Origin of the sequence: Micromonospora sp. U21, from assembly GCF_018070045.1 — a bacterium.
Classification (GTDB): Bacteria; Actinomycetota; Actinomycetes; order Mycobacteriales; family Micromonosporaceae; genus Micromonospora.
In genome coordinates this window covers 1-1,092 of the sequence record NZ_JAGPYK010000083.1, presented here as the reverse complement: position 1 = coordinate 1,092, position 1,092 = coordinate 1, and the positions used below count along the sequence as shown (strand labels likewise).

Here is a 1,092-nt window from a genome sequence, read left to right as displayed (position 1 = left end):
AGAGGGCATTCGATGACGTCGTGCCCGACTTTTCGGTTTAGTCTGCTGCACTGTTCGCACGATTTGCCTGATCCATGGCGATGCATCCATCGGAGGGGAAGCGGGCGGCGTTCCGTTTCATCGCGGAATGCTCCTCGGGTTCCGTCTGACGTAGATCCGATCTGGAATCGCCGCTTCCGCCTGGTTGCGGCTCGGGAGGCGCCCGTCCATAGTAGAGCTGTGACGTGACCGCTCGCCGCGCCTACCCCAGCGACATCTCCGACGCCCGTTGGGCGCTGATCGCACCGACCCTGCTCGCCTGGCAGCAGGCCCGCATCGACCGGCGACCCACCGGCGAGCCGGCCCGCACCGACGTCCGGGAGGTGTTCAACGCCATCTTCTACGTCAACCGCACCGGGATAGCCTGGAAGTACCTCCCTCATGACTTTCCGCCACACACCACGGTGTACTACTACTATGCCGCCTGGCGGGACGAAGGCATCTTTGCCCAGCTCAACCTCGACCTCACCGGCCTAGCCCGAGTGAAGGCCGGCCGCGACGCGCAGCCCAGCGCCGCCGTCATCGATACACAGAGCGTGAAAACATCCACGAACCCGCCGACCGCCACACAGGGAATCGACGCGGCCAAGAAGATCGTCGGACGTAAACGCAGCGTGGCCACGGACACCATGGGACTGCTGCTGGCCGTCATCGTCCTGGCCGCCTCCGCAACCGAGAACACCGCCGGAATCCTCGCGTTGGACCAGGTCAAAGCCACACATCCCACCGTCACCAAGACATGGGTTGACGCCGGCTTCAAGAACCAATTCGTCGAACACGCCGCCACCCTCGGTATCGACGCCGAGGTCGTACCAAGGAACACCGAGACCAGGGGCTTCCACGTGGTCAAACGACGCTGGGTCGTGGAGAGAACCCTGGGCTGGCTGATGCTGCACCGCCGACTCGTCCGCGACTATGAGACCCACCCGGCCAGCTCCGAAGCCATGATCCACATCGCGATGATCGACAACATCAGCCGCCGCATAACGGGCGAAACCACACCTACCTGGCGAGGCACCTACTAGTAGATCAAGAACAAATCGAATGCCCTCT

The 1,092-nt window shown here is 63.1% G+C and carries 1 protein-coding gene; it reads left to right on the top strand.

All coding sequences use genetic code 11. The features are described 5' to 3' along the window. The first annotated feature begins 224 nt into the window (after positions 1 to 224). Positions 225 to 1,064: an IS5 family transposase gene (locus KBX63_RS34840; RefSeq protein WP_210918677.1), complete on the top strand. Its 840-nt coding sequence runs from the start codon at positions 225 to 227 to the stop codon at positions 1,062 to 1,064. Positions 1,065 to 1,092: the final 28 nt, after the last annotated feature.